At 52.7% G+C, this 19,386-nt stretch carries 18 protein-coding genes; 5 read left to right on the top strand and 13 right to left on the bottom strand.

Annotated features, from left to right (window positions below):
- Window positions 1-104: 104 nt before the first annotated feature.
- The 5 genes from ACG1BZ_RS16600 to ACG1BZ_RS16620 form a co-directional block, all read right to left on the bottom strand.
- A complete protein-coding gene (locus ACG1BZ_RS16600) occupies window positions 105-851 on the bottom strand; it encodes a hypothetical protein (RefSeq protein WP_413662798.1) in 747 nt (248 codons plus the stop codon).
- Between the two features lie 127 nt (window positions 852-978).
- Window positions 979-1,890 carry a DMT family transporter gene (locus tag ACG1BZ_RS16605; protein WP_413662799.1) on the bottom strand — a complete coding sequence of 304 codons (912 nt, stop codon included), beginning with the start codon at window positions 1,888-1,890 and terminating at the stop codon, window positions 979-981.
- Window positions 1,891-1,968: 78 nt separating this feature from the next.
- On the bottom strand, window positions 1,969-3,696 hold the full coding sequence (gene recJ, locus ACG1BZ_RS16610; protein ID WP_413662800.1) for a single-stranded-DNA-specific exonuclease RecJ: 1,728 nt from the start codon (window positions 3,694-3,696) through the stop codon (window positions 1,969-1,971).
- 60 nt (window positions 3,697-3,756) lie between these two features.
- Complete coding sequence (gene thrC, locus ACG1BZ_RS16615) at window positions 3,757-5,157, bottom strand: threonine synthase (protein WP_413662801.1); 1,401 nt, start codon at window positions 5,155-5,157, stop codon at window positions 3,757-3,759.
- Between the two features lie 86 nt (window positions 5,158-5,243).
- Entirely contained in the window at window positions 5,244-6,566 is a 1,323-nt protein-coding gene (locus ACG1BZ_RS16620; RefSeq protein ID WP_413665882.1) for a homoserine dehydrogenase, read from the bottom strand.
- A gap of 404 nt (window positions 6,567-6,970) precedes the next feature.
- On the opposite strand from ACG1BZ_RS16620, the gene ACG1BZ_RS16625 reads away from it, so the two are divergent.
- From ACG1BZ_RS16625 to aspA, 3 genes are all read left to right on the top strand, one after another.
- Window positions 6,971-7,984, top strand: coding sequence for an asparaginase (locus ACG1BZ_RS16625; RefSeq protein ID WP_413662802.1), 1,014 nt, complete (start codon window positions 6,971-6,973; stop codon window positions 7,982-7,984).
- Window positions 7,985-8,089: 105 nt separating this feature from the next.
- Window positions 8,090-8,905, top strand: coding sequence for a helix-turn-helix domain-containing protein (locus ACG1BZ_RS16630; protein WP_413662803.1), 816 nt, complete (start codon window positions 8,090-8,092; stop codon window positions 8,903-8,905).
- Window positions 8,906-9,011: 106 nt separating this feature from the next.
- Window positions 9,012-10,478: an aspartate ammonia-lyase gene (gene aspA, locus ACG1BZ_RS16635; RefSeq protein WP_413662804.1), complete on the top strand. Its 1,467-nt coding sequence runs from the start codon at window positions 9,012-9,014 to the stop codon at window positions 10,476-10,478.
- Between the two features lie 52 nt (window positions 10,479-10,530).
- Here the strand turns inward: aspA and ACG1BZ_RS16640 are convergent, their stop codons facing one another.
- From ACG1BZ_RS16640 to ffh, 6 genes are all read right to left on the bottom strand, one after another.
- A complete protein-coding gene (locus tag ACG1BZ_RS16640; protein ID WP_413662805.1) occupies window positions 10,531-11,280 on the bottom strand; it encodes a DsbC family protein in 750 nt (249 codons plus the stop codon).
- A 319-nt stretch (window positions 11,281-11,599) separates the two neighbouring features.
- Complete coding sequence (gene rplS, locus ACG1BZ_RS16645) at window positions 11,600-11,950, bottom strand: 50S ribosomal protein L19 (protein WP_353057051.1); 351 nt, start codon at window positions 11,948-11,950, stop codon at window positions 11,600-11,602.
- Window positions 11,951-12,029: 79 nt separating this feature from the next.
- Window positions 12,030-12,794 carry a tRNA (guanosine(37)-N1)-methyltransferase TrmD gene (gene trmD / locus ACG1BZ_RS16650; RefSeq protein WP_413662806.1) on the bottom strand — a complete coding sequence of 255 codons (765 nt, stop codon included), beginning with the start codon at window positions 12,792-12,794 and terminating at the stop codon, window positions 12,030-12,032.
- A 12-nt stretch (window positions 12,795-12,806) separates the two neighbouring features.
- Entirely contained in the window at window positions 12,807-13,346 is a 540-nt protein-coding gene (gene rimM, locus ACG1BZ_RS16655; RefSeq protein WP_108735295.1) for a ribosome maturation factor RimM, read from the bottom strand.
- A gap of 22 nt (window positions 13,347-13,368) precedes the next feature.
- A complete protein-coding gene (rpsP, locus tag ACG1BZ_RS16660; RefSeq protein WP_108733998.1) occupies window positions 13,369-13,608 on the bottom strand; it encodes a 30S ribosomal protein S16 in 240 nt (79 codons plus the stop codon).
- A 155-nt stretch (window positions 13,609-13,763) separates the two neighbouring features.
- Complete coding sequence (ffh, locus tag ACG1BZ_RS16665; protein ID WP_413662807.1) at window positions 13,764-15,185, bottom strand: signal recognition particle protein; 1,422 nt, start codon at window positions 15,183-15,185, stop codon at window positions 13,764-13,766.
- A 205-nt stretch (window positions 15,186-15,390) separates the two neighbouring features.
- Between ffh and ACG1BZ_RS16670 the strand changes: the two genes are divergently transcribed.
- Window positions 15,391-16,191, top strand: a complete 801-nt coding sequence (locus ACG1BZ_RS16670; protein ID WP_413662808.1) for an inner membrane protein YpjD — start codon at window positions 15,391-15,393, stop codon at window positions 16,189-16,191.
- A gap of 79 nt (window positions 16,192-16,270) precedes the next feature.
- A complete protein-coding gene (locus ACG1BZ_RS16675; RefSeq protein WP_413662809.1) occupies window positions 16,271-17,533 on the top strand; it encodes an HlyC/CorC family transporter in 1,263 nt (420 codons plus the stop codon).
- Between the two features lie 15 nt (window positions 17,534-17,548).
- Here ACG1BZ_RS16675 and rnhB read toward each other — a convergent pair whose 3' ends face one another.
- Both rnhB and lpxB read right to left on the bottom strand, forming a co-directional pair.
- Complete coding sequence (gene rnhB, locus ACG1BZ_RS16680; RefSeq protein ID WP_282933664.1) at window positions 17,549-18,166, bottom strand: ribonuclease HII; 618 nt, start codon at window positions 18,164-18,166, stop codon at window positions 17,549-17,551.
- 8 nt (window positions 18,167-18,174) lie between these two features.
- Complete coding sequence (gene lpxB / locus ACG1BZ_RS16685; RefSeq protein ID WP_413662810.1) at window positions 18,175-19,344, bottom strand: lipid-A-disaccharide synthase; 1,170 nt, start codon at window positions 19,342-19,344, stop codon at window positions 18,175-18,177.
- Between the last annotated feature and the right edge of the window lie 42 nt (window positions 19,345-19,386).

Here is a 19,386-nt window from a genome sequence, read left to right on the forward strand (position 1 = left end):
GGAGAAGTGAGAATAACGCAGTATTTTAGAAATGATAATTTGATTGAATAGGTTGATTACAGGCTCCGCTGGCGGGAAACAGAGGCCACTTTACGGATTCGCTATTACCAGATTGCAATATTTAAGCTGTTCTGCTTGATGTAGTAATCCATAATAAACTTGCCGTAGGACTCAGCATTGATCAATGCCTGCTCTGTAGTCAGGCCGCCCTCCCGATAAGCTCCTGTATTTTTTACAGTATATCCCTTTTCACCAAAATCAGCTGTGCTAGCGTACTTGTGGCTGGCTTCATGTAAAAACAAAACAGCATTTACGTAGTCGCAGTTTCTCATAATAGAAGCAACCTTCATGTGCACATCGCCTTTATTTACAGGTCTCCATGCCGGATTACCATCTTTTTTTGTGAAGTGATGGATAGCATGATTCCTGTGCTTCTTGGGAGTATTAATATTTCGACTCGTCACATATCCATTGACTGTAGGATGACCCTTAAGCCCCCTAAAGACCTTTACGACAGTTCTATTAGTGTTAAGACCAGCAACCATCATCTTAATCACAAGAGCAATTTTCCAGCAGTGATCTTCTTGTAATTCATAAATTTTAAAGTAACGCTCAGCGCTGTATTTTCCCTCCGGATCAGAGAGCACATGTCCACCGGTGAAGCGGTCATGAACATAGTTCAATGCTTGCAAGGCTAGCGGAATCGCATTGTTTAACTTAGTCGTAACCTGGCCATCAAAATTCATATTACAGGGTAAATTATGAAATATTGAACCATAGCTATAGCGTACATGAACTTGCGCACCATTCGTTTCGGCTAGGCCAGTTTGACCAAAATAAAGTTTGGGCATAAGACTCCCCCCCCTTATAAGGTGCGATCGTACCAATTTATAATTGTAAGCGCGCAAAAATACGCGCAGTGTGTGGAAAACTCAAATAAAAAGCGCCAACCCGGGCTATTTCCCGGGCCGAAAGATATTAGTGGTGAGTACCGCTGTGGTTGCCGTAATGGCTGACCAGCATCCCCGCCAGCATCAAACCACAACCAATTAACTCCGTGGTATTGAGCATTTCATTGAGGAATAGCCAGCCCGCCGCCAGGGCAAAAACTGCCTCCAGGCTCATAATTACGGTAGCGTGAGAAGGCGCAGCATAGCGTTGGGCCAGGAGCTGGAAAGTAAACGCCAGTGCCGTGGAGAAAATCATCATATAGGCGATAGGCCAAGCCGCATCGATCGCCGATTGCAGTGTCGCCTCTTCGGTAAATAACGAGGCTACGGCGGACAAAAAGCCACACACCAGGAACTGGATACAGGCCAGCCGCAGGGCATCGTAGCGTTTTACCAATCGATCCGCCGTCAACACCTGAATGGCAAAAACAAAGGCGCTGGCAAATACCATTAAGTCGCCCACCAGCTGGGATTCTTCACTGAAGTCCGCCAACCAATAGAGACCGAACAAAGCGAGACCAATTCCCATCCAGGTCCAGCGATTGGTTTTATGCCCCAGGGACAAACCGATTACCGGCACCAGAAGCAAATAGAAACCGGTAATAAATCCGGCGCGGCCGGCAGTGGTATACAGCAAACTCACCTGCTGCAATGCTGCACCGAGGAACAACCAAAAACCCAACAGTGCACCACCTGGAAGGCAGGCGCGCCAAGTGTGATTCACTGATTGCCCATCAGCCTCACCGGGCTGGGCATCGCGACGGGAGGACAACCAGTAAACGATGGGGATCAAAATTAAACCGCCAAGAATAAAACGCCATGCGTTAAATGCCAGCGGCTCAATATCCGCCATGGCAATTTTTTGCGGTACAAAGGCAACGCCCCAGAAAAGAGCGGCTAATAACAACAGGACTTCGGCCTGGACTTGTTTACGCTTCACTACTTTTAACTTCCAAACAACTTGGGAGCTGTTGGGAAAAACTCCGTGTTTTCCCAACAGCCAAATACAAAGTGCGCCCTATACCGCTTCTAATAGGCTCACCATTAATTGCAAGGATTCCCGCCCGCGAAATTCATTAACATCGAGCTTAAAAGCCAAGCGCACTCTTTCCGTGGGCTGCGGCCACTGCTCGGTGTCCACATTAAAAGCAATAGCATCCAGCGCTAATTGCGGCGCCTGAGGCGGCGCCACCACCATTTTTAAATGGCGCTCGCCGACAATGCGCTGTTGCAGCAACAGGAATTCACCGTCGAATACCGGCTCTGGAAACGCCTGTCCCCAGGGCGCACAGGCGCGCAACATGGCTGCCGTGTGCAAAGTGTAATCTCCAGATTCCAACTCACCATCAGAGTCGATAACCGCGTGCAGCTGGTTTTCATTCAGGCGGTTGCGCACCACCTGCTCAAAAGCCTTGCGGAAAGCCTCCAGGTTTTCCAGGGGTAAGCTCAACCCCGCCGCCATGGCGTGGCCACCGAACTTGCTGATCAGGTCCGGATGAGAGGCGGCTACGTCACTCAGGGCATCGCGAATATGCAGCCCGGGAATCGAACGCGCAGAGCCCTTCACCAGGCCGTTATCACCCTCAGCAAATGCGATCACCGGGCGGTGGAATTTCTCTTTGATGCGGCTGGCCAAAATACCTACAACACCTTGATGCCAGTTGGCATCGTACAGACATAAACTCCAGGGAATTTCGCCCTCCAGGCGCAACTCATCCAGGGCCTCCATTGCCTCCCGCTGCATCCCCTGCTCGATCGCTTTGCGATCCCGGTTCAGGGCGTCCAGCTCGCCGGCCAGCTCCCGCGCTTCACTGGGATCGCGGGTAAGCAGGCAGCGGATACCGGTGCCGATATCGTCGAGACGGCCAGCCGCATTAATTCGCGGCCCCAAAATAAAACCAATATCTGTGGTGGAGAGCCTGCGCTGGTCGCGCCCGGCAACCTCCATCAGGGCGGCAATTCCGGGCCGGCAGCGGCCGGCGCGGATACGGGCAATGCCCTGGTGAACCAGAATCCGGTTGTTATGATCCAGTGGGACCAGGTCGGCCACAGTACCCAAGGCGACCAAATCCAGGTATTCAGCCATATTGGGCGGGGCGATACTGCTCTGCTCAAACCACCCACTCTGCTGTAGGGCCGTGCGCAAACGGCTGAGCAGATAAAAGATCACCCCCACTCCAGCGAGATTCTTGCTGGGAAAGTCACAGTCCGGCTGGTTCGGGTTTACGATGGCATCCGCCTGCGGCAGCTCACTGCCGGGCAGGTGGTGATCCGTCACAATCACTTTCATACCAGCGGCTTTTGCCGCTGCCACGCCCTCGATACTGCTTATACCGTTATCTACGGTGATCAGCAGATCGGGCTGATAATCTTTGGCTACCTCGACAATTTCTGGAGTGAGGCCATAACCGAAGTCAAAGCGATTCGGCACCAGGTACTCCACTCCCGGCGCGCCCATTGCACCCAGGGCCAACACCCCCAAGGTGCTACTGGTGGCTCCATCCGCATCGAAGTCCCCCACGATAAGGATTTTCTTTTGCCCGTGGATAGCATCCACCAGCAAGGCAACGGCAGCCTCCAGCCCTCGCATACTCTGCGGGCTCTGTAATTGAGAGAGGCTGTGATCCAGCGCTTCTTCGCTGACAATCCCCCGCCCCAATAGGACACGCTGCAATATTTTTGGTGTTTCAGAAGCAAAACGGCCAGTAGACAAATCCACTGGCCGCCGCTGAATTTTTGTACTCAATGTGTTTCTCAGCAAACAAATAGCTAATCGGCTGCCGCTTATTTCACGACAGTGCGCCGATTAACTGCCTTCTGACAGCATCGTCGCCATATAGTCATGTACTTGGGACAAGTTATTGGGCAATACCTTGAAGCGCTCCTCCCGCTGCCAGAGATCCTGCATATGACTCGGCAAGGGAATCTCCTTTTCTGGCAGAGCTTGGGCCACGGCATCGGGGAATTTTGCCGGGTGTGCGGTAGATAAGCAAACCATGGGTTGCTCAGCGGGGCAATGGACCTGACGAGCGGCTTCTACACCAATAGCTGTATGAGGGTCGAGCAAGTACTCGCTAGAGGCAAAGGTCTCACCAATCACCTCAACCGTGCGCTTGTCATCCACCCGACAGGAGGAGAAAACCTCTCTCGCTTTGCCCAGGGCAGATTCACTCAAGTGCATGGGCTGGCTGCGATCCGCGAGCAATTCGGCAACCGTCGCACCATCGCGACCGTAGAGGTCAAACAGCAATCGCTCAAAGTTGCTCGACACCATAATATCCATACTGGGAGATAAGCTATGCACCAGTGGTTTGGGAGTGTGGTCATTGCCGCTGATGCAGCGATGCAGAATATCGTTGGCATTGGTCGCAATTACCAATTGGTCGATAGGCAATCCCATCTGCCTCGCCAGGTAACCGGCAAAAATATCGCCAAAATTACCGGTGGGTACGGAGAAATTAACTGTTTTATCTGGTGCTCCCAGGCGCAGGGCGGCATAAAAGTAATAGACGATCTGCGCCATAATCCGCGCCCAGTTAATGGAATTAACCGCTACCAGGCGGCGTCCATCGGGCAGGAATGATTGATCGGCAAAACTCGCTTTCACCATATTCTGGCAATCGTCGAAATTACCTTCGAGAGCGATATTAAATACGTTGTCCGACTGCACTGTGGTCATCTGGCGTCGCTGGACTTCAGATACACGGTTATGGGGGTGCAGAATAAAAATATCGATATTGTCGCAGTGGCGGCAACCTTCGATCGCAGCCGAACCGGTATCCCCAGAAGTTGCTCCCATAACCACCACTCTTTCACCGCGCTTTTTCAGCAGGTGATCAAAGAGCTGGCCGAGGAACTGCAAGGCAAAATCTTTGAATGCCAGGGTGGGCCCGTGAAACAACTCGAGCACCCACTCATTGGTGTCCGTCTGCACCAGCGGGGCAATAGCCTTGTGGCGGAAGTGCTTGTAGGAGCGTCCGATAATACCGCTCAGCTCTTCATCACTGAGATCATCCCCCACAAACGGCTGGATAATGCGAAAGGCCAGCTGCTCGTAATCAAGCCCCGCCATAGAGGCAATTTCCTCGCGAGAAAACTTCGGCAAATTCTCGGGAACATAGAGGCCTCCATCGCTGGCAAGGCCTGTTAGTACGGTATCGGCGAAGGAGAGAGACGGCGCGCTGCCGCGTGTGCTGACAAATTTCACAGTATTTCTTGGCTCTTATCGCTGGCTGGGGAGTTAATTGATTGGAGCACCGAGCCCGGGGTTATGTCACTCGGCGCCCGCGGGGTTTATCCGAGGCTCTCGACACGAATCCTGACGACTTCACCTTCGACCGTTTCCAAAGCCTCTATTTGTGCAACCGCTTGGCGGAGGCTGGCTTCATCAGCTCGACTGGTCAAAATCACCACCGGGACAAGTGCTTCACCTTCAACCGGTTCGTGCTGGATCAGAGCCTCGATGCTGATGCCCTGATCACTGCAAATGGTGGCCACCTGAGACATAACACCGGGCTTGTCGTGGGCGGCGATACGCAGGTAATAACTGGTAATAACATCTTCTTCCGGCAGAACCTGGGTTCCCCCTTGGCTCGCAAGGGCGACACCCGCTGCCGGCACTCTGTGCTCCGGCTTGGCCTCAAGAGTGCGGGCCACATCAACAAGATCGGCGATCACTGCCGATGCCGTGGCTTCATCGCCCGCACCAGCGCCGTAATACAGGGTTGGTCCCACAGCATCGCCGCTGACCAGCACCGCATTCATAACGCCGTTTACGTTGGCGATCAGGCGGCGCTGGGGGATTAAAGTCGGGTGCACCCGCAACTCCACGCCCTTGTCAGTGCGACGCGCAATCCCCAGATGCTTGATACGGTATCCCAGCTCATCGGCGTAGCGAATATCTTCACTACAGATCCGGCTGATGCCTTCGGTGTACACCTTGTCAAAAGCGAGCGGCATAGCAAATGCCAGGGAAGCCATAATCACCAGCTTGTGAGCAGCATCGATACCTTCCACATCAAAAGTGGGGTCCGCTTCCGCATATCCTAAAGCTTGGGCCTGGGCCAGAGCTTCATCGAAACTGCGCCCTTTTTCCCGCATCTCAGTGAGGATGTAATTGCCGGTGCCATTAATAATTCCGGCGAGCCACTGCACCTGGTTGCCCACCAATCCTTCGCGCAGGGATTTAATAATAGGAATACCGCCAGCTACCGCCGCCTCATAGGCAATGGTGACATTGTGCTTTGCGGCCAGCTCAAACAGCTCATTGCCGTGTTCGGCAATCAACGCCTTGTTAGCGGTGACAACATGCTTGCCATTTTCAATCGCTGTGCGCACCAGCTCCTTGGCTACCGTAGTACCACCGATAAGCTCCACCAAAATATCCACGTTGGGATTATTGGCGACATCGAAAATTTCCCGGGTAACGTTTATCTGGCTGGTATCACAGTGTGCGTTATCGCGGCGCGCACCTATTTGCTCAATGACCAGGGCGCGACCGCAACGGGCTGCAATTTCCCGCCCATTGCGCGCCAATACATTCACCGTTCCACTGCCGACAGTACCCAGACCACAGATACCGATCCGCACGGCACGGGGTGCCTTTTTTACAACCACCTGAGCCTCCGCCTCCGCAGTCTCTTCCACTGTTGCGCTCACAATGTTCCTCCGCGCAACTATAGGGGCACCGAACCAGACCGGGATCTACCCCCGATTACATAGAAAGTGCCACCACAGGAAGCCGCGCAATAAATGCAAATAAAATTGACAAAAGATCATCAACCTTACCGAGCGGAACGTAAAAAAGTCAATATAATTGCGCCATAAAGGCACCGCTTCCGGCTAGAGTAGAGTCGAAACTTTTGTCACCCAAAATCACCTCTTGAAACCAACAGCGTCCTCAGTAGATGCTATAGAGGCATCTACTAGCATCAGGTAACAGCAACCTGCGAAATTGCATCCACCGCGCCTTTGCACAAAATAGGGGCGTACTGAATCCGGACTCAGATAGTGGTCGAGTAATGAAGAAAACCCTAATCCTTTATACAGGCGGAACCCTGGGAATGCGCCGAAGCGAATCGGGCTATGTGCCTGACGCCGACCTGGAAGGCGCTCTGGGCCGCCTCTTACAAGATGTTATCGGCCAGCTTCCACAATACGATTTCCAGGCACTCGACCCACTGCTGGATAGCGCCAATATGCGACCAAAGGACTGGTATCACATTGCCAGCCTGATACGCGACAACTATAGCCAGTACTCAGGCTTTTTGGTGTTGCACGGCACCGACACCATGGCCTACACCGCCTCAGCACTGTCCTTTGCCCTGCAAGGCATAGAAAAGCCCGTGGTCGTCACCGGTTCCCAGATTCCCTTGCGGGAGATGCGTAGCGACGCCTATAACAACTTAATTGCGGCGCTATTATTAAGCGGGTCCGACGATATCAGGGAGGTCTGCCTCTACTTCAACGGCAAACTTCTACGCGGCAACCGTGCAGTAAAGGTCAGCTCTGGCTCACTGGATGCTTTTAGCAGCCCCAATTATCCCTGCCTCGGGGAAGTGGGTATCCAGGTCAATATCGACCACAACGCCCTGCTGGTGCCCACCGGTGAACCGCAGTTTCAGATTCCCGCCGATGCCAATGGCGGGGTGATTTTACTGAAACTATTCCCCGGTATATCTCCCTCACTGATTGAAAAAATTTTAGAGAGCCGCCCCAAGGGCCTGATTATTGAAACATACGGCACCGGCAATGCACCGACTAACGACAGCGCATTTACCGAGCAGCTTGAGAAGGCCTCAAAGCTCGGCACTATTTGTGTAGCAGTGTCCCAGTGTTTGGAGCACCAGGTGGATCTGGGTAAATACGCTGCGGGCTCCGCACTGCTTGATGCAGGTGTTATAGGTGGTCTGGATATGACCAGCGAAGCCTGTTTTGTAAAACTCAACCACCTGTTGGCAATGGGCTATTCCGATATGGAAATTAAAACCCTTTTACAGCGCCCGCTGTGCGGTGAGTGCAACCACCCCAACTGATAGAAACTGGAACTATTGGCGAAGCCATATGGCTTCGCCTTTAAAAAAGGACCGAGCGAGTAACAGGGATTGAAGGGATAACCTCTATCCAGAAGCAAAATACCGATGAGCAACGATTTTTCGCAAAACCTCCGCCTTCTGTGCAGCTTCTACCCATCCATAGCCGAGGTGTGCCGGCGAATTGGGGTGAATCGTGCCCAGTTCAATAAATATCTCAACGGTAACACTCAACCCTCCCAATATACCCTGGGAAAGATATGTCATTTTTTTGGCGTAGAGCCCCATGAAATCGTGATGCCCCACGAGCAATTCAGCCAAATTGTTCGCGTGCGCAGCGCACCCGTCTCCGACAGCCTCCCCGCCAGGCCCTACAATCGCGATATTGATATTCTGATGCGGGAGTCCCAGGGGCGGGCTGATAAATATTTAGGCTTCTATTTCGAGTACCACTACTCCATGACCTTCTCCGACCATATTATTCGCAGCCTGCTGCATATTGAGTCGGATGGTGATGGATATTATTTTCAGCGCTTCGAACGAATGCGCTACCCAGACAGGGATGAGTGGTATAAATCCCGCTATAAAGGCATGCTGCTCTTTCTTGCCGATCGTATTTTTTTGGTTGGCTATGAATCACTGACTCACAATGAAATCGCACAAACTATTTTATACCCTACCTATAAAAGCCGAGTCAGCTATTTATCCGGATTAAAACTGGGAGCATCCGCCAGTGACAGGCGTGAGCCAGTCTGCACAAAAGTAGTTCTCGAATCTCTCGGTCGCAACATCAGCATTAAAAACGCACTGAAATTATGTGGTGTTTTTGGTCCTGAGTCCGAAGAGATCAACAAAAACATCCGCGAGAATATTCGCGCAACCTCTACAGAGGGGCCGCAGAGTTTCTTTGCGACACCACTCTAAAAATACTTCCCAATTAATTACTAAATTACCCCAACACGAGGCTTGCGGGAGGTGGGGATATTACCCCACCCCACACAGGCCCATACGATGAAGAGAAGAGAAACTGATGACCAACGATTTCCACACCCTCAAACCAATGCCGGTTTTTAGTGCAGGAGCAGAAACCCGCTTGGAGAAAGACTTATTGGGTGAGCGCGAAGTACCTGCAGATGTCTATTTTGGTATTCAAACTTTGCGCGCTTTGGAAAATTTCCAGATTACCGGAATTACCCTGAATCACTTCCCCAATCTGGTAAAAGCACTGGCGATGGTTAAAAAAGCTGCCTCCAGCGCCAATGGACAGCTCGGCTACCTCGAACCCAAACTGCAAGATGCCATTGCCACCGCCTGTGACGAGATTATCGATGGCAAACTGCACGATCAATTTTTGGTAGATATGATTCAGGGCGGCGCCGGCACTTCTACCAATATGAATGCCAATGAGGTGATTGCCAACCGCGCGCTAGAATTACTCGGTCACAACAAAGCCGAGTACAAAAAAGTACACCCCAACAACCATGTAAACCTGTCGCAATCTACCAATGATGTTTATCCAACCTCGATAAACCTGGCCATTCTGCTCAGCTACAGCGATCTGGTTCAGTCCATGGAGAGCTTGTGCGTTGAGTTCGACAAGAAGGCCAAAGAGTTTGCCTCAGTAATTAAAATGGGGCGCACCCAGCTGCAAGATGCGGTACCTATGACCCTGGGCCAGGAGTTTGCCGCCTTCGCCGCCACTGTGCGCGAAGATGTCGACAGAGTTAAGGAGCTGGTCGCCCTATTCAAAGAGATCAATATGGGTGGTACCGCGATCGGCACCGGCATTAATACCGACCCGGAATATCGCCAGCTGGTTGTTAACGCGCTGTCAGAAATTTCCGGCATCGATTTTATCTGCGCAGAAAACCTGGTGGAAGCCACCTCCGACATGGGCGCCTTCGTGATGTTCTCCGGCGTCATGAAACGCATCGCCGTTAAGATCTCGAAAATTTGCAGCGATTTACGCCTGATTTCCAGCGGCCCTCGCGCTGGCCTAAATGAAATTAACCTGCCGCCGATGCAACCCGGCTCATCCATTATGCCCGGCAAGGTCAACCCGGTTATTCCCGAAGTGGTTAACCAGGTTGCCTACCAGGTGATCGGCAACGACCTCACGATTACCCTGGCTGCTGAATCCGGTCAGTTGCAGCTCAATGTAATGGAGCCAGTGATCGCCTTTAACCTGCTACAGTCCATGCGCCTGATGACCCAAGCCATGACCACGCTTGCGGATCGCTGTGTAAGCGGCATCACTGCCAACGAAGAGCACTGCCTGCAACTGGTTGAGAACAGCATCGGCCTGATTACTGCGGTAAACCCGTTTATTGGCTATGAAAATGCCACCCGCATCGCCAAGCAGGCGCTAATTACCGGTGCCAGTGTGAAACAGCTAATCCTTGATGAGGGGTTACTGAGTGAGGAGGAACTGAACGATATCCTCGCGCCGGAGAATATGACCCAGCCGAGAAAAGTAGAAATTAAAAATCCTGCTTAAAAACAAAAACCGGCGGCCTCTCGGCTGCCGGTTTTTTAGCTATCAGCCGGGCTTAAATTCCCAGCTCTTTAAGCAGGCGATCCGGTGGTAAGTAACCGGGAACAACCCGACCATCTTCCATCACGATAGTCGGCGTACCGCGCACATCGATAGCCTCGTTGCCCAACTTGTATTGAGCTGCCACCGGGTTTGTCTTACAGACATCCAAAGGCACGTTTTCACGGTTTTTAAGTGCAGTCAGCGTCTTGTTGCTATCTTCCGCACACCATGCAGTTGCCAGTTTGCGATATCCCAAGGAGTTAAGACCACCGCGCGGGAACGCCAGGTAGCGCACTTCGATACCTCGCTTGTTCAACTCGGGCACATCCTGGTGCAGCTTGCGGCAGTAACCGCAGTCCACATCGGTAAATACATAAACGCTTGCCTTGGTTTCACCTTTTGGGGAGAAGACAATCATATCTTCTGTATCAAGGGCGCCCATAACCGCAGCGCGGCGCGTCGCTCTACGCTGCTCGGAAAGGTTGGCAACACCGCCAGCCTTCACCTGGTAGAGATCGCCGTAAACAAAGTGATTGCCATCAGCAGAGACGAACAGGGTCGTGTTGCCGTCATCGACATCCACTTCGTAAAGCCCTTCAATTGGACTCTCCCGTACCTCTCCATAGGTTGCTTTGGGATTACTCGCCTCAAGGCGTGTCTTGATGGTTTTTACAACGTTGGTATCGACTTCTGCCATCGCTGCAGAGCCCACCAGACTGAGTAGCGCGCCAGCGATTGCCAGCGGCTTCTTGATAAGCGTCATTACCAATTGCTCCTTAAATTCTCATTGGGCTTCGACTTAATCATCGGCCTTCAGTTCCAGCCAGTATGGCAGCTCTTTGCCGCTGCGAACCTAATTGGCACGTTTTAACATATCCAGTCACCTTGGACTACGCAAAACACCGCAAGACGTGAGCGCTTTAGCGAAATTGACTGTATCCCCGCGCCAGGGCAAGCCCGTGTCCATTTATGTCAGTTAAGGCAAGCAGACCCAATCAGGGGCACCAAATATGCTGCTCGTAACCCACATACAAAAAAGGCCGAAGCGTACGCTTCGGCCTTTTTCTGCGATCAAGGAGAGCTTAGTTGAGCTTCTCTTTGATACGTGCAGCTTTACCAGTCAGGCTGCGGAGGTAGTACAGCTTGGCCTGACGCACGTCACCGCGACGCTTAACCTTGAGGCTGTCAACCATCGGGCTGTGAGTCTGGAAAGTACGCTCAACGCCAACACCGTGGGAAATTTTACGCACGGTGAAGGAGGAGTTCAGACCACGGTTGCGCTTACCGATAACCACGCCTTCGAACGCCTGCAGACGCTCACGGTTGCCCTCTTTTACTTTTACCTGAACGATTACAGTGTCGCCCGGTGCGAAGGGAGGTACTTCGCTCTTCAGCTGTTCCTGCTCCAGCTGCTGGATAATTTTGTTAGTCATTTGGATCGCTCCCAAATACAGATTGTGTAGCTTCTCAGCTAGTTCACCGAACTACTCGCGCCTCCCGGCGAATTCGGCCTCAATTTTCTTCGAGCTTCTGTTCCCGCTGGATCTCATCCAGCAACAACTTCTGCTCATCGCTCAGCTCCAACCCTTGCAATAAGTCCGGGCGTCGCTGTTGCGTGCGCGCCAATGCCTGCTTCAGGCGCCAGCGGCGTATTCTTTCATGGTTGCCGGAAAGCAAAACTTCCGGTACCGCTACTCCCCGATATTGTTCCGGTCGGGTGTAGTGTGGGCAGTCCAGCAGGCCAGAGGAGAAAGAGTCCTCAACCGCCGATTGGTTGTGTCCAAGTGCGCCGGGAATCAAGCGGGTAATAGCATCCACCATCACCATAGCAGCCAGTTCGCCACCGCTGAGGACATAGTCACCAATGGACCACTCCTCGTCGATCATAGATTCGACGATACGCTCATCCACACCTTCGTAGCGCCCCGCCAACAACACCAGGTTGCCAGCTGCAGACAGCTGCTCCACTCCACCCTGATCGAGCTGTCGACCCTGGGGAGACATGTAGATACTGCGTACAGATTCACCATCTTCACCAGCCCAAGCTCGAGCAGCCTCGAGAGCCTGGTAAAGGGGCTCAGCTAACATCACCATTCCCGGTCCGCCGCCGTAAGGGCGATCGTCCACAGTCCGGTGCCTGTCACTGGTAAAGTCCCGAGGATTCCAACAGCGAACTTCTAAAAGGCCATCTTTCACAGCCCGTCCACTGACGCCATACTCGGTCAATGCGGCAAACATCTCCGGAAAAATGCTTACCAGAGCGATTCGTTTTGTCATCGCTCCTACGCCTTAAAAAGCCGGGTCCCAGTCGACGGTTATTACACCGACTTCCAGGTCAATATTGGTAATAAACTGATCAGGTAGATAGGGAATCAAGCGCTCGCGCTTATCCGCTCCACCGCGCACCACCATTACATCGTTGGCGCCAGTTTCCATCATGCGAGCGACGGTACCAAAGTCGTGATCTTCGCCATCGAAATGGCTGACAACCTTTAACCCCTCGAGCTGGTGCCAGTAATACTCACCATGCTCAAGCTCGGGCATCAGTTCACGAGCTACAGCAATATCGCGCTGGCAAAGTCGAGCCGCCAAATCGCGGTCATCAATGCCTTTCACATGTACAATCAAGCCCTTGCCGTGACGCTTACCAGCGTCAATTTCGAGAGCTTCCCAACCTTTCGGCCCCTGCAAGCGCCAATTAGGGAACTGCAGGATGTTGTCCATCGGCTCGGTATAGGAGTGAACCTTGACCCAGCCGCGCACACCATAAACGGTAGTAACGCGCCCAACCGTGACCAACTCTTCGGAAGGTTTTCCGTTATCTGTCACAGGAGCACCACTTACGCGCAAATTAAGCAGATTCTTTCAGAAGCTTGCCGACGCGGTCAGAAACCTGCGCGCCACGACCCAGCCAGAAATCAACACGCTCGCGATCAACACGCAGACGCTCTTCCTGACCACGGGCAACCGGGTTGAAGAAACCAACACGCTCAATAAAACGACCGTCGCGAGATTTGCGGCTGTCGGTAACGGTCAGATGATAAAACGGGCGCTTTTTAGCACCACCACGGGCCAAACGAATGGTTACCATGTAACTTTCCTATAGGTTCAACACTAGGCAACCGCACTAAGCAGTCACCACAACAACTTTGTACCGGCAGTAGGGCCGGCAGAAAGGCGGCGTATTCTAATGTACCACCCCAGATTTGTATAGGGTCGCCAAGCCGCCCGGAGAACCGCGGTTCTCTACTTCTTTTTGAGGCCCGGTGGCAGGCCTCCGGGCATACCGCCCATACCGCCCATACCGCCAGGCATACCACCGCCCATACCGGGCAGGCCGCCGAGGCCGCGCATCATTTTACCCATGCCGCCGCCTTTGAGCTTCTTCATCATCTTGCCCATCTGCTTGTGCTGCTTGAGCAGGCGATTCAAGTCCTGCAGCTGGGTGCCTGAACCGGCAACGATGCGGCGCTTGCGCGAACCGTTAAGAAGGTCAGGATTGCGGCGTTCGGCCGGCGTCATGGAGGAAATCAGGGCATCCATACGCTTAAATTCTTTACCCATATCGGCCTGTTGCGCAGCCTGCGCTACACCGCCCATGCCGGGCATTTTCTCCAACAGGGAGCCAAAGCCACCCATGTTTTGCATTTGCTGCAGCTGATCGCGCAGGTCTTCCAGGTCAAAGCCTTTACCCTTCTGGACCTTCTTAACCAGCTTTTCGGCTTTCTCTTTATCAATCTTCTGCTCTGCTTCTTCAATCAGAGACAGAATGTCACCCATACCCAGGATACGGGAGGCGATACGATCCGGGTGGAAGGTTTCCAGAGCGTCGGTCTTTTCACCAACACCGATAAACTTGATTGGCTTACCGGTGACGTGACGCACGGAGAGAGCGGCACCACCGCGGGCATCGCCATCGGCCTTGGTGAGAATCACACCGGTCAGCGGCAGCGCATCATTAAAGGCACTTGCGGTATTTACCGCATCCTGACCGATCATTGCGTCGATCACGAACAGGGTTTCCGCCGGGTCCAACTCACTGTGCAGCTCACGGATTTCATCCATCAACTCGGAGTCCACATGCAGTCGACCAGCAGTATCCACAATCAGCACATCGGCAAATTGTTTGCGGGCAGCGTCCACAGCACCCTTGGCAATATCCAGCGGTTTCTGCTCAGCTGTAGAGGGGTAAAACTGTGCCCCCACTTCACCGGCCAAGGTCTCCAGCTGTTTAATAGCGGCAGGGCGGTAGACGTCCGCACTCACCACCATGACTTTTTTCTTTTCACGCTCCTGCAGGTATTTGGCCAGCTTGGCCACACTGGTGGTTTTACCAGCACCCTGGAGGCCCGCCATCAGGATTACCGCCGGAGGTTGCACGGCGAGGTTGAGAGGCTCTGCAGCCGCACCCATCACCTTAACCAGCTCATCCTGAACAATCTTGACGAACTGCTGACCCGGGTTGAGAGCCTTGCTAACCTTCTGTCCTACCGCAGCGGTGCGCACTTGCTGAACAAATGCCTTAACCACTGGCAGAGCGACATCCGCCTCCAACAGCGCCTTGCGCACTTCGCGCAAAGTATCGCGGATATTGTCATCCGTAAGGCGCGCTTTACCGGTAACTTTCTTTAAGGCCGCCGATAAGCGGTCACTCAGGTTATCGAACATAAATTCGTCTCGATCTCTCCGTTTACGGACTCAACCCCAGTGCGGAGGGGCGCGAAATTAGGGGGGAGCAAACTGCAACTCCCTCTCTGAGGCGCGGCAGTATAGCCCAGGTCTCGCCACAGCCGAAATATCGCAAGTCTTCCTTGTTTCAACTGGCTATGACACACTCCTGCCCTAACGCAATAATGAAGACACGGATTTACCCATGGCGGCTTTCGCCCACTGGACAGCTATCGCTCTCTACCTGGCCACAACCATAGTTGCAGGTGCGGCTCTGGCCCAAAAACAACAGCCGAATTCCAAATTGCTTCTCAGCCTTTTGGCGGGTGCACTTGTCACCCACGGAATATCCCTGGGACACGTTCTCTTTTCACCCGAAGGCTATCGCTTCGACCTGCTGGCAATGCTCTCGCTGATTTCCTGGGTAGTTAACTTTCTATTATTGATCCTGGCCGTTGGCCGGCCACTTACTCTACTTATTCTTATTTTCGCACCAGTGGGAGCCGCCACTGAATTTGCTGCATCCCATATTTGGGGCACCGTAACGCCACATCAACAGATCTCTGCCGGCATTGCGGTACATGCTCTACTGTCTATTTCTGCCTATTCGTTGCTGACCCTGGCTACCCTTCAGGCGATCTATCTCTATTACCTTAACCAGCAACTGCACAACCACAGGCCGGTAGGCGCCACCCGTCTTCTGCCACCATTGCAGAGCATGGAGTCACTGCTGTTTGGCCTGATCACTTTCGGGCAACTACTGCTCACCGCCTCCCTGCTGACCGGTTTCGTCTTTGTTGGCAATTTGTTTGAAGAGGGGCCAATACACAAAACCATCCTCTCTATGGTCGCCTGGGTTCTCTACACCATACTCCTATGGGGACACTGGAGGTTGGGCTGGAGAGGCAATACCGCTGTGCGTTGGACCTTAAGCGCTTTCGCCGCCCTACTACTTGCCTATTTTGGTAGTAAGCTGGTTATGGAAGTCATTCTCCAGCGCGGGTAATCGAATATACGACTGCAAAGCTTGCGGAGGTCGGCAATATGTTCCAATATCTCCGCTTGGAAATAAAAAGAGTTCTCCCTTGAACGAGATGCCCACGGGCCTGCTATTCGGTTTGCTGGCCCTATTGATACTGATATCCGCCTTCTTCTCCAGCTCCGAAACCAGCATGATGGCGCTTAACCGCTATCGTCTGCGGCACCAAGCCAAAAGCGGGCACCGCGGGGCAAAGCGCGCCACCGAGCTACTCGCACGCCCGGACAAGCTGATCGGCTCAATTCTAATCGGCAACAATCTCGTTAACGTTCTTGTATCCGTAATCGCCGGCTCGGTATTCGCGCAAATTTACGGAGAAATACTCACCACCATAGTCTTAACTCTTGCCCTACTGATTTTTGCTGAGGTCACACCAAAGACTATTGCCGCTCTACACCCGGAAAAAATTGCTTTCCCCGCCTCATTTATTTTGCGCCCGCTGCAGTGGTTGCTCACTCCCCTGGTGCTGTTGATTGGTGGCATATCCAACGGCCTGGCGCGTATGCTGGGAGTCGAAACAAAAGCGAATAGCGAAGCGGAACACTTGGCCCCCGAAGAACTCCGAACCGTTGTATTCGAATCAGGCGCCCTGCTTCCCAGCAAGCACAAAGGCATGTTGCTCAACGTGCTGGACCTGGACCAGGCAACCGTTGAAGACATCATGATTCCGCGCAATGAAGTCATGGGCGTTGACCTGGAAAACAGCGCCGAAGAGATCCTGCAGCAGCTAGCGGAAAGCTCCTACACTCGCCTCCCGGTATATCGCGGTGATATCAATCGAGTAGTAGGCATACTTCACCTGCGAAAAGCGGCGCAAATACTGCGGGACGGGCCGGAAAATTTAACGGCAGAGCGGCTCAATTCATTCACTGATGAGCCTTACTTCGTACCCGAGGCAACACCACTTCCCACATTGCTGATGAACTTCCAGAAAACCAAGCGCCGCATGGGGCTGGTAGTTGATGAGTACGGAGAGGTAATGGGCATCGTTACCCTGGAAGATCTGCTGGAGGAAATTGTCGGCGACTTCACCGCAAGTCCAGTACCCAGCGATGACGAGGAGATAGTCGCCATAGAGGATGGCTGGTACATGATCGAGGGCGGCACTTCTATTCGCGATATTAATCGCACCCTAGGCTGGGAACTGCCCACTGACGGGCCAAAAACTTTTAACGGCCTGGCAATGGAACACCTGGAGAGCATCCCCGACGGCAATATCAGCCTGTACATCCTCAATTACCTGGTGGAAATTGAGGAGGTCTCAGACAAGATGATTACCCGGGCCAGAATCAAGCGAATCGATAAATAACGCTACAACCGTTAATCACTCAACCTCTTCTAGCAAGCGCCTTACCGGTGCAAAGCTGGTGCGGTGTATTGGAGTGGGACCCTGTAACTGTAAAGCTTCCATATGCGCCTTGGTGGGATACCCTTTATGACCTGCAAGGCCGTAACCGGGATATTCAGAATCCAGCACCACCATTTCCCTATCACGGGTCACCTTAGCCAAAATAGATGCCGCCCCAATTGCAGCGACACGGCCATCGCCCTTTACAACGGTATCGCAAGGGTAATCCCAGTTCGGTTTTTTATTGCCATCCACCAACACAAATTCAGGCTGCACGGATAGCTGTGCAACTGCACGATGCATCGCCAGTAAACTTGCCTGCAAAATATTTAGCTGGTCAATTTCCTCAACTGTTGCACGAGCTATGGAGTAACTGAGTGCTCGCTCACAAATCTCATCAAATAACTGCTCGCGCTTTTTTTCAGTCAGCTTTTTGGAGTCGGCAAGCCCGGCAATTGGCTTGTTAGGATCAAGAATCACAGCTGCGGCAACTACATCACCAGCTAAGGGGCCGCGCCCAACCTCATCGACACCTGCAATCAAATCACCCTTGAAAGGGCAAACATAGGGGGGCAATTCTGTTTTACTACTCATAACTTATACTACTCGGCAGATTCAGGCTTAGCTTCCAGCAGCCCCACCACGGCATCAGCAGCCCGCTCAGAAGCATTGCGTCTCAACTGTTGATGCATTTCGAAAAACTCGCGCTCTAAATGATCCCCAAGAAGCGGATCTTCAAAATACTGCATCACCGCCGCACCAAGATTCTCCGGAATAGCATCATTCTGCAAAATTTCCGGCACCAGTTCTTTTTGGGCTAGTAAATTTGGTAGCGAAACCCATGGGGTATGCAACATCCGCGAGACGATCATAGACGTCAACCTGCCCAGCTTGTAGGTAACGACCATGGGCTTTTTAAGCAGCATTGTCTCTAGAGTTGCTGTACCCGATGCAATAAGCACACAGTCTGCCGCAGAAACGGCCCGCCTCGATTGCCCCTCAAGTAAAGTAATAGGGAGTTCTGGGTAATCTTTTAGCTGCTCTTGAATCTCTTCCATACGCTGCTTGTTGGCAGCGGGAATAACAAATTTAATATCCGAGTGGCGCTGGTGGCACCATCGGGCCGTCTGCAGAAACAACGGCCCCAACATGCGAACCTCACCTCCACGACTGCCAGGCAAAAGGGCAATTACCCGGTCGTCTTTCTCAAAGCCCAATGCTTTGCGTTCGCCGGCGACATCCACTTGCAGGGGAATTTCATCAGCCAAAGGGTGGCCAACAAAGGTCACCGGTACTTGGTTATCTCGGTAGAAATTCGCTTCAAATGGTAGCAGGGTCAACATGTGGTCGACAGCCCGCGCAATCTTTTTAATTCGACCCTGCCGCCAGGCCCAAACCGAAGGACTGACATAATGGACGGTGGGGATACCCTCAGCCTTGAGTGCAGCCTCAAGAGTCAATGTAAAGTCCGGGGAATCTATACCAATAAATAGATCGGGAGGGTTATCAGTAAAGTGACGACGGAGAGATCTGCGGATTTTCAACAGTTCCGGAAGGCGCTTCAAAGGCTCTACCAGCCCCATTACCGACAGCCGCTCCATAGGAAATAAACTTTTAGCACCCAGTTCCAGCATGCGCGGCCCGGCAATTCCCTCAAACTCTACATTGGGAAGCCGAGTTTTTAATGCGGCCATTAAACCAGAACCGAGGATATCTCCTGACGCCTCACCGACAACGATACCAATTCGTATCGGCTTATTTTTTTCTGACACGCCTAAATCCCTCCTCTTGGGGAGCTGTTTACGTTGGAATTA

The sequence above is a fragment of the Microbulbifer sp. CNSA002 genome (assembly GCF_047324085.1).
GTDB lineage: Bacteria > Pseudomonadota > Gammaproteobacteria > Pseudomonadales > Cellvibrionaceae > Microbulbifer.

What these genes read in the sequence shown, in the direction of transcription:
- ACG1BZ_RS16600 (WP_413662798.1), bottom strand. Translation starts at nt 851, where the DNA reads ATGCCCAAACTTTATTTTGGTCAAACTGGCCTAGCCGAAACGAATGGT.
- ACG1BZ_RS16625 (WP_413662802.1), top strand. Translation starts at nt 6,971, where the DNA reads ATGAAGAAAACCCTAATCCTTTATACAGGCGGAACCCTGGGAATGCGC.
- ACG1BZ_RS16630 (WP_413662803.1), top strand. Translation starts at nt 8,090, where the DNA reads ATGAGCAACGATTTTTCGCAAAACCTCCGCCTTCTGTGCAGCTTCTAC.
- aspA (WP_413662804.1), top strand. Translation starts at nt 9,012, where the DNA reads ATGACCAACGATTTCCACACCCTCAAACCAATGCCGGTTTTTAGTGCA.
- ACG1BZ_RS16640 (WP_413662805.1), bottom strand. Translation starts at nt 11,280, where the DNA reads ATGACGCTTATCAAGAAGCCGCTGGCAATCGCTGGCGCGCTACTCAGT.
- rplS (WP_353057051.1), bottom strand. Translation starts at nt 11,950, where the DNA reads ATGACTAACAAAATTATCCAGCAGCTGGAGCAGGAACAGCTGAAGAGC.
- trmD (WP_413662806.1), bottom strand. Translation starts at nt 12,794, where the DNA reads ATGACAAAACGAATCGCTCTGGTAAGCATTTTTCCGGAGATGTTTGCC.
- rpsP (WP_108733998.1), bottom strand. Translation starts at nt 13,608, where the DNA reads ATGGTAACCATTCGTTTGGCCCGTGGTGGTGCTAAAAAGCGCCCGTTT.
- ffh (WP_413662807.1), bottom strand. Translation starts at nt 15,185, where the DNA reads ATGTTCGATAACCTGAGTGACCGCTTATCGGCGGCCTTAAAGAAAGTT.
- ACG1BZ_RS16670 (WP_413662808.1), top strand. Translation starts at nt 15,391, where the DNA reads ATGGCGGCTTTCGCCCACTGGACAGCTATCGCTCTCTACCTGGCCACA.
- rnhB (WP_282933664.1), bottom strand. Translation starts at nt 18,166, where the DNA reads ATGAGTAGTAAAACAGAATTGCCCCCCTATGTTTGCCCTTTCAAGGGT.